We start from the raw sequence: 8,972 nt of genomic DNA, 5'->3' as shown, positions 1-8,972 counted from the left end.
TTTACTGTTACGTAGTATTTGATCCCTTTGGGTAACGCAAACCGTATTACTACCTCTCCTTGCGGCGACAGTTCGGTGGAGGGTTGCCAGAAAAACAGCTTTCCCTCATTAATGGATGCTATCGGCGTATCACTATTAGCGGCGGCTCTTTTGGTGACTACGTTTATTGCGCCGTTTTTTCCTCGCGAACCTAAAAGCGAATTGGCACTTTTAATCACTTCGATTTGCAATACTTCATTGATTGGAATGGAATTCAAACTTTGCAATGTCCCAAAAGGAATACCGTCCAATAAAAAAAGCGGTTCATCTTCTACAGAACCGGTGGCTTGTAAACTATATCCTCCTCCCCTTATTCTAATGCCTTTTCGATTAAAACCGGCATTGTCGGTCGTTTCAAAAATATCCAAACCCGGTACTTTATGTTGCAGGGCCGTAATTACATTTCCTGAAATAATATCTTTCAGGTCTTGGCTATCCACTACATAATCTACCTTGCCTAACAAAGTCTGAGTCGCCTTTTTGCTTCGTTTTACTTTGATTTTTACTTCTTCCAAGGTAATTGACTTCTTGTCTTGACTGATTTGCGATGTATCTGAAGAAGTGTTTTTAGAATGCAATGTATCTGCCCGGCTCAGTTCAGGTTGAGTATCTTCTATCACCGCAATTGACAATCTGCCTCTTACCGGCTCGCCATCGGGCTTTTTTACCTGAATGCGAAACACAACGGAATCTGCTTCAAAATAATGTTTGATGGAAACCAAAGGAGCCGGTTCCGGTTCTAAAGCACTTTTGCTTTGATTCTCAGGGGTATTTCTGGGCAAAAACAACTTCCAATTATTGTTTTCGGTTAAAGGTTCCGGTTCATAATCCAACGGCAGCATATCCGCAATTCTCCGCTCGGCAATATCGCCGGCCCATTCCGCACTATTGGTATCAAACAATAAACCTGCGGTAGTTGCTTCGGCTTTGCCGCCTTTCAATTGAAGCCACGAAACAGGAAAAGGCGCATCCTGATAAGCACCAATACGAGTAACTGTGTTGGTGTTTAATATTTCCAACTCCCTCCTAATAATCAGTTCTTTGGAAGCAGGAAATCTGCCCGGTTTTACGGTAGCCGTATCGTTAAAAGAAAACAACCTTTTTCCCAGCTGAGGGCTGAGGTGTGAGAAGCTTGTTTTTTCGTGGTAATCCGGGTTTACTTCATAGACCACAAACCCCTCCTGTTTTAATCGTTTTTGGACCAATGCCTTAAAAAAATGCCGTTCTGAGCCTTCGTACGCCTTTTGTCGGTTTTCCTCCAGCTTCTTTTTTTGCTCTTCGTCCTTGGGTTTGATTTTTTCAAATCGGGCCAATCCGGCAAAACTGCTTCGAGTAGGTGAAAACGCGAACCGTTGCAACTCAAAATAGATTTTGTATCCCAAGGGTTTATTTTCAACCTCAATTATCTTTTGAGCCGAAGCCGAAAATTCGGCAGTTTCGCCTTCAAAATCAACAACCCACGGGTTTAGAACAGTCGTGTATCGGGCATTTTCACTTGTTCCCAAAAAAGCTTTTTCAAATTTTTTGTATTGCCGGAGCCACGTTTGATCACGTTTTCCCGTGACTGACACTTCAGTGATAGTTTGAATGGACAACTCGATAGGTAGAATAAGCGTGTCTCGCTGACTATAGGCAATTTTTTGACGGAAAGTAGTGTAGCCTAACGAAGAAACGACAATTTCTACACTTCCTCCACGTACGTGACTAAAAACGTTTTTCAGGACATAATTCCCTTTTTCATCCGTCTCGGTCGCATTGGAAGTGTTATTGATATATACAGCGGCATAGGGTACGGGTTCCTTCGTATTTGAATCGGTCACACGCCCGATAAGCACCCGCTGTTGACCAACGACTTGGAAAGCAAATAAGAACAGAAAAGCTACTGACGGACCGATTTGATAGGATGTCATGTTGAGTAGGTTAGTAACTACCTGTAAATAAGGCAATTTACTTGATTTCCACAAGTTTTTCACCCGTAACTACCTTTCCGACTTTGGTTAATCCTTCAAAATAGAGGTGGTAATTTCCGCTTTTTTTAGGCTTGGGAATCCAAATCCCGGACGATTGCAAAGAGTCGATCGAAACGGATGAATTCCAATAATAACCAAGCGGAGAAGTCAACTCCCGTACATTAGTCGTCAAACCGTGAACGCGTATTTTCTTAAATCCCGGATTGACCGGGGCGTTTGGATTAATGTTCTTTGCTGATTGCTTAGTAATGATCGAAATGACACCAACGTAGCCGCGCAAACCCGTCATAGCCTCGGCGCGATTCACCACTTCCACCCGTTCCACTTGGGTTACAGGAATCAGCGCAATTTGATTGATATTGTCGAACGGAACGCCATCAACCAATACAAGCGGCTGGGGTAGCGTTTTCTTTTGCAATCCTCCCGCCGACGCTCCCATCCGCATCGTAATCACGAGTTTAGTAAGTCCATCCTCAGTAGGAAATTCTACAATACGCATCCCTGGGACGCGGCCCTGAAGCGCCGACAAGATATTCATTCCTACGGCATTTTCGTACAGGTCTTTTCCCTGCAATACGTAGTCGGCTTCTTTGTAAATGGAGGCCATGGGTTTGGGCGCAGACGTTGCTTTGACTTTTACTTCCTGCAAATTGATACCTTCCTTGGGGAAATTCGGGACATAATTTTGAGCATCAGGAACAATTTTCCACGAAGCCATTGGAGTAGGCATCCACGAAGGTGACGCTATGGAATCATACTGAATTTCTGCCTCCGGAATCGGTTTTCCTTTGGCATTCATAACTTGAATCAAAGCTTCCTGATTATCAACAATCGGCAGATCTTTAAAAGTAAAATGTCCGTTTTCTTCAATAGAAGCGAAAAAACTTAGGTTGTCTTTCGGCAGCATCAACAGTGCATTGGTGTGTTTGGTTGGCTTATAATCGGCAATCTTCCCACTCAATTCTATTCCTTTTTCTATTTTAAAATTGCCTTTTATTACCTCCGGCAAGCTACCAACCTCCATGGAGAAATGAGACAATGAGGGTACTGAATTTGTAAATTCGGCAGGCACAAGTGATACGCTTCCCCACATCAAATCCGATTGCGTTGTTTTCAACCATAATGAATCCTGAACCGACACAGCCTCTATAATGAGTGAGCTGTTTGGTATACTAGCAGCCTGTGCAAGTGGCGTATAGTCTATACGTTCATTTTTTACTACAATCGGCACCCAACGGTAGGTGTAGTTGCTGTCCGAAAAATTTCTCATCCACTGCGTGTAAGTCCTCAACAAGTAAGTTGTTGACTTTAAATTAATTACTGAATCATTCAAGCTGATTTGAGAAGCAAAATATCCTTCATTTATTTTCAATAGTTGGTGGACAATGACTTGGCTATTAGCAGGATTAACCAATTCCAGATGCAATATAGAACTCAATGAATCAGCAGAAGCCGGGTCAGAATAATAAACCTTTCCGCTTACCTGTATCAAATCGGTGGAATAATAATAAGGCCGGTCGGTGACAAAAAAAGGCGATTCAGAAACTGTTTTTTGCGCTTTTTGGGAGATAATCGGCAATTGATTTGAGGGAGGTACTGACTGATAATCAAGAGGCAACATCGTTGACACCCGGTTTTCGGACATGTACCCCGAAACCGAACAGGCTTGCGGATTCAGCAAGATACCCTGCTCGTTAAAACGCAACGGTTGTCCGTTCGTTTCAATCCAAGCAACTTGGCAGGGTTTGTCCTTGTAAATGGAAAAAATTCCTTCTTTGTTATTAAAATGAATTTCCACCCGTACGGGCAACGTCAATTGAAAAGTGCCCGGAGCGCTGAGCTTAACAGCACTGTCCAACGAAACTTTAGTGAGTTTTTTGACTTGGTTTTGGAAGAAAAAAGGCGAACGTTGAGAAGGGTCTTCACCTGGTTTATCTACATAAAACTCAAAACCTTCGGTCAGGGTTGTTTTAGTTCTTAACGACTTAAAAAAGTGAATATCTGAGCCGCGATATGCTTCCCGGCGTTTTACTTCCCATTGGGCTTTTTGCCGATTATCGTTGCTGAATAAGTTGGCAAATTCGGCATAACCACTAAAAAAAACCTGCGAGCCATCAAATCGAAACGTATTTAAGGTGTATCTGATTTGATAGCCTAAAGCTTGATTATTAATTTCAATGATGTCCTGCGCTTTGGCCACCAAAACGCCCTTTTCTGAAGTAAAATCCAACACCCAGGGATTGACAATTTTACAATTGCCTTCGGCAGCGTCATTTCCCAAAAATTGTTTTTCAAAAATCTGAAGTTGACTTTCCCAAGTTTTATCACGCTTGGACGTTATTTTTATTTCTTCCAATAACTTCTCATCCTCGCTCAACTTTACGTCCAAAACAACGTTTGTTCCTTTCTGAACCGTCAGCTTGTAGGTATAAGGTTTGTAGCCTGTCATCCGAACGACAAGGCTATAAACCCCTATTGGAATATTTTTTAATTGATAACTGCCTTCAAGATTTGTTTCGGCAGAAATAGACGTATTATTCAGAAAGATGCTTACAAAAGGCAATTTCTCGCCCGTTTTTTCATCGCTTACCGTCCCTTTTATCGTCTGAGTCCACGACAGGTGGAAGATGAAACAAAAAAGTAAAGTAACGTGGATGAAAACAAATCGATGGCGCATTTTTACGAGTCAGTCAAGGAGTAACAAAACTACGCAAATTTTGCTCCCCTACTCCACGTCCACTTCCTGCCCGAGAAAACAATCGATGACGTAGCGAATGGAGCTGTAGGAATTAGCCAACGATTTACGAACTTCTGGTTCGGTCATCCACACAATTTGCTCAATCCCTTCGTCGTGCTGAGGCGCAATTTTGCTATCATCTACATTGCGCATCAAATACCATTTAGTTCTTTTAAGGATACGTTGGTTGTTTTGAGTGTAGGTATGCCAAGTAGTACACACTTTTTCTACAATTTCCGCTTTTACTCCGGTTTCTTCTTCCACCTCGCGTTGGGCGGCTTTTTTCGATTTTTCACCGTCGTCCAATTTACCCTTGGGTAAGTCCCAAACCCCACGGCGAAACATCATCAAAAACTGATGGTCTTTGGTAACAATCCCTCCCGATGCCTTCACAATTGTATACATCTTTTTAAGGCGTTTTTCAACGGCATCTCGGTCTTTAGGAACCAAGTAAATCGACTGTAAATCAGGCAATTCAAAATTATTCAAAAAATGAAATAATTTCTCCGTCGTAATGGGCGTTGCGTTCAGAATAAGCAAATGTCCGCGCAGGTTTGCTACCTTCAGCATTTCCAAATGGGCATCTAATATCTTGTCGAAAGTGACACGATTGGGGAGTTTTTGAGCGGCTTTTTCGCTCAAAATTCGGATGGGACGGTCTTTGATAAAGATGATCATTCGTATGGGAATAGTAAAACTTGACAAAATTAGCAAATGGGTTTGTTTTGGATAGCAAATAGTTTTGATAATTTTGCAATTGTACCAACCAACCCCATACGTGGAACTTCTTGTTATCGTTCTACTCGTTCTTATCAACGGTATTTTCTCCATGTCAGAAATCGCGCTGGTTTCATCGCGTAAGTCTAAATTGGAAACTGCGGCTCGCAACGGCGACCGTCAGGCTAAGCACGCACTCGCCTTGGCCAATTCCCCCAATCGCTTTCTTTCTACTGTCCAAATCGGGATTACCCTCATCGGTATTCTGAATGGGGTATTTAGCGGCGAACGGATCACCACTGATTTTCAGGCTTACATCGAACAGTTTGAAAGTCTAAAACCCTATTCGCACAGCATAGCCGTGGGAGGTGTCGTGCTTTTTATTACCTATTTGTCGTTGGTACTGGGCGAATTGGTTCCTAAACGCATCGGCATGTCCAATCCAGAAGGTATTGCTAAGTTCATGGCTGCGCCCATGGGATGGCTTTCTACGTTGACTGCTCCTTTCATTTGGCTTTTGGCACAGTCAAGCGACTTAATTATGAAATTGTTGCGAATTAAACCCCGCGACCAAGCCATAACGGAAGAAGAAATAAAAACAATTATTCAGGAAGGAACCACCGGAGGTGTCATTGATGAAATTGAACAGGAAATTGTAGAAAATGTCTTTCACCTTGGCGACCGTAAAATTGTTTCTTTGATGACCAACCGTCAGGAAGTAACCTGGTTGGATGCCGCCGACGAACCGGAAGTGAACCGTGCCAAAATAATGGAGTCCAAACACTCCGTCTATCCGCTTTGCAACGACGGTATAGATAACATTGTAGGTCTTATTTACGTCAAAGACTTGCTGGGAGAGGATTTGGAAGAACAACTGGGCAAATTAGAGTCGCTGGCGCGTGAGCCGCTGTACATCCCCGAAAACAACAAAGCGTATCAGGCGTTGGAGAAATTCAAAGAACGTCGCGTCCACTTTGGAATTATCGTGGATGAATACGGTGCCATGTTGGGTATTGCTACGCTCAATGATATTATGGACGTACTGGTGGGAGATTTGTCCGAAACTGATGAATTTAATTACGACATTGTTGAACGCGAAGACGGCAGCTTTTTAGTGGACGCCCAATTGCCTTGGGAAGACTTTTTAGATCATTTTGATATTAGAGTGGAACAGAAAAAAGAACTGACCGGCTTTAATACCCTCGGCGGATTTGCCCTGCATATTTTAAAAGATATTCCCAACACGGGCGAGCATTTCCTATGGCAGGATTATCGCTTCGAAATCATCGACATGGACAAAAGTCGAATTGATAAAATGCTGGTTCAAAAAATTATTGATGAAGTATTGTAAATAGTCTGCAAAGTTTTGCAAACTATTTACAATATCTCGATTCCATTTTGTCGAAATTCATTTAATGCCGCATCGGAGGGTTTAAGACTCGTACAAAGTATATCTATTGCGTGCAAATCACATACTTTGTACGTCTCCACACTATGGAGTTTTTCGGTGATAGAACAGATTGCCACTTTCTTGGCTGCCTGTGCCATTTTTTGTTTCAGTACCGACTCCTCATAGTTACGCAGAGTTACGCCCACTTCCGGGTGTAAACCATTGAAACCCATCAAATATAAATCGGCACGGAAGTGTTCCAACTGCCTCATCACTTCGTTTCCAATCGTAATTTGGTACCGTTTGTGATAGGTGCCACCCAACAAAATAGTTTCGATTTTCGGATGTTCATTGAGCACCGTAGCAAGTGGCAGACTGTTGGTAATTACTGTAAGTTCCAGATTTTTAGAGAATTGTTCGGCAATGTGAAAATTGGTCGTACCACCATCCATGAAGACAGTTTGGTGATTTTCAAACAGTTTTTGGGCTTTGCGTGTTAGTTGTAATACCTCTTGGTTGTCAATGCCGAAGCCCTGCGTAGTCTTGAAAGATAAGTAGGAATTGGCCACAGCGCCACCGTGTACTTTTTTCAATAAGCCTTTATCTTCCAGTTCGATAACATCCCGCCGAATGCTATCGTAGGATACATTCAGCAATTGACTCAACTCCAACAGATTGATTTTTTGGTCACGATTGAGCTTCTCAATAATGAGCCGTTGGCGTTCTTCTTTAATCATAGGTAAAGCGTATTTATTTCCCTTATGCTGACGCAACTATGCGTCAAATCACGACCGAAAGATAGCTGTATTTTTTTGCAAATAAATGCAAAAAAAATTGCATCATTACAAAAAGTTTGCATAACTTTGCATAGTTGATTCAATCACGACTTAACCTATGATGAAATTTCCCCTCGCGCTACCTTAGGGGTTTGTGTAGCTGCGAGGGGCTTTCTTTTTGTTACATAAAAATGCCGTCAGAAATAGAACGTAAAAATTCTACCTCTGACGGCATTTTCTTATTTGGTACCTATTACCGACTATTTCTATAGCTCACGAATACGGATATTGCGGAACCAAACCTTATTACCATGGTCTTGAAGGGCAATTTTTCCTTTGGGAAATTTCGCAAAGCCTTCCCACGTTTTAAATTTGCTGTTGGCTACTAAGGCATCCCATTCAGGGCCTTTGGTTGGAAATGTCACCATTTGCTTGCCATTGAGCCAAAAAGTACCTTGTCCCTTGTCAATTTTCATTTTTGCTTTGTTCCATTCGCCGGCAGGTTTTACCGTGTTCAAATCGGCAGGGGGAATCATGTCGTACAGTGATCCGGCTTTGTGATTACCATTTTTTCCTGCAAATGAATCCGGGTGCTTGGCGTCGTCAAGCACTTGCATTTCCGGGCCCGTGCTGTAAGGACAACAGTATTTTTTGTCTTCCACTACGCCCCACATTACGCCGCTATTTCCTTTTTCGGAAATTTTCCAATCCATTTCGAGTTCAAAGTTTTCAAATTCCTGATCAGTTACCAGATCGCCCCCTCCTTTGCCCGTAAGTGCTATCGCACCATCGTCAACTACCCATTTGTCAGAAAGCGGTTCTCCCTGTTTATTAAAGGCATGCCAGCCGCTAAAATCTTTACCGTTAAAAAGATTCTGCCATTTACTTTTTTTCTGGACAAAGCCGCAAGTTAAAATCAGGGTCGTAGCGGCTAAAACGAGCGAAAATTTTACTTTTTTCATAATTAAGTGGAAAGATAATAAGTAAGAGAAACAAAAAATGAGTGATTGAATTATCAACCACTCATCAAAGGATTTATTGTCAAAACTTTACTGTATTGTTCACTAATACTGCCCATTCAGAACCTTATGGTACTATTTCTTAGCTACGTAAGGCGCATACGTGTATTTGTTTTTAACTTTAATCACCTGTGCAATCTTAACAAAAACAATCTGCGGCACTTCAATTGTATGGTCTGTCAGTGCTACGTCAAAATCGGTTGTAATACTTATAGATAGGGACATAACTAATTGGAACAAATAATTGTAGAATTCCAAAAAATGGGATTCCAAAAATCGTCAATCCATTTTCTGGCAAAAGACAGGGACTTTGATGCCTTTGTG

7 protein-coding genes are annotated in these 8,972 nt (G+C 42.1%); 1 reads left to right on the top strand and 6 read right to left on the bottom strand.

Annotated elements, in window-relative coordinates; translation table 11 throughout:
- From Q0081_RS10540 to Q0081_RS10530, 3 genes are all read right to left on the bottom strand, one after another.
- A partial coding sequence (locus Q0081_RS10540; protein ID WP_298352524.1) for a carboxypeptidase-like regulatory domain-containing protein occupies positions 1 to 1,949 on the bottom strand: 1,949 nt, incomplete at its 3' end.
- Positions 1,950 to 1,986: 37 nt separating this feature from the next.
- The gene (locus tag Q0081_RS10535) at positions 1,987 to 4,686 is read right to left on the bottom strand and encodes a carboxypeptidase-like regulatory domain-containing protein (RefSeq protein ID WP_298352520.1); all 2,700 of its coding nucleotides are present in this window, start codon (positions 4,684 to 4,686) and stop codon (positions 1,987 to 1,989) included.
- 48 nt (positions 4,687 to 4,734) lie between these two features.
- On the bottom strand, positions 4,735 to 5,424 hold the full coding sequence (locus tag Q0081_RS10530; RefSeq protein ID WP_298352518.1) for an NUDIX hydrolase: 690 nt from the start codon (positions 5,422 to 5,424) through the stop codon (positions 4,735 to 4,737).
- Positions 5,425 to 5,524: 100 nt separating this feature from the next.
- Here Q0081_RS10530 and Q0081_RS10525 point away from each other — a divergent pair, with 100 nt between their 5' ends.
- Positions 5,525 to 6,814: a hemolysin family protein gene (locus Q0081_RS10525; protein ID WP_298352515.1), complete on the top strand. Its 1,290-nt coding sequence runs from the start codon at positions 5,525 to 5,527 to the stop codon at positions 6,812 to 6,814.
- 26 nt (positions 6,815 to 6,840) lie between these two features.
- Here Q0081_RS10525 and Q0081_RS10520 read toward each other — a convergent pair whose 3' ends face one another.
- The 3 genes from Q0081_RS10520 to Q0081_RS10510 all read right to left on the bottom strand — a co-directional run bounded on the left by Q0081_RS10520 (position 6,841) and on the right by Q0081_RS10510 (position 8,873).
- A complete protein-coding gene (locus Q0081_RS10520) occupies positions 6,841 to 7,590 on the bottom strand; it encodes a DeoR/GlpR family DNA-binding transcription regulator (protein ID WP_298352511.1) in 750 nt (249 codons plus the stop codon).
- A gap of 305 nt (positions 7,591 to 7,895) precedes the next feature.
- Complete coding sequence (locus Q0081_RS10515; protein WP_298352506.1) at positions 7,896 to 8,591, bottom strand: DUF1080 domain-containing protein; 696 nt, start codon at positions 8,589 to 8,591, stop codon at positions 7,896 to 7,898.
- A gap of 132 nt (positions 8,592 to 8,723) precedes the next feature.
- Complete coding sequence (locus Q0081_RS10510) at positions 8,724 to 8,873, bottom strand: hypothetical protein (protein ID WP_298352502.1); 150 nt, start codon at positions 8,871 to 8,873, stop codon at positions 8,724 to 8,726.
- Positions 8,874 to 8,972 lie beyond the last annotated feature (99 nt).

The organism is Runella sp., assembly GCF_027484545.1.
Taxonomy (GTDB): Bacteria; Bacteroidota; Bacteroidia; order Cytophagales; family Spirosomataceae; genus Runella.
This window is presented reverse-complemented; position numbering and strand designations above follow the sequence as displayed.

Bases quoted from the DNA above. Each gene is read 5' to 3' on its own strand.
- Q0081_RS10515 (WP_298352506.1), bottom strand. From the start codon at position 8,591: ATGAAAAAAGTAAAATTTTCGCTCGTTTTAGCCGCTACGACCCTGATT.
- Q0081_RS10510 (WP_298352502.1), bottom strand. From the start codon at position 8,873: ATGTCCCTATCTATAAGTATTACAACCGATTTTGACGTAGCACTGACA.
- Q0081_RS10520 (WP_298352511.1), bottom strand. From the start codon at position 7,590: ATGATTAAAGAAGAACGCCAACGGCTCATTATTGAGAAGCTCAATCGT.
- Q0081_RS10530 (WP_298352518.1), bottom strand. From the start codon at position 5,424: ATGATCATCTTTATCAAAGACCGTCCCATCCGAATTTTGAGCGAAAAA.
- Q0081_RS10535 (WP_298352520.1), bottom strand. From the start codon at position 4,686: ATGCGCCATCGATTTGTTTTCATCCACGTTACTTTACTTTTTTGTTTC.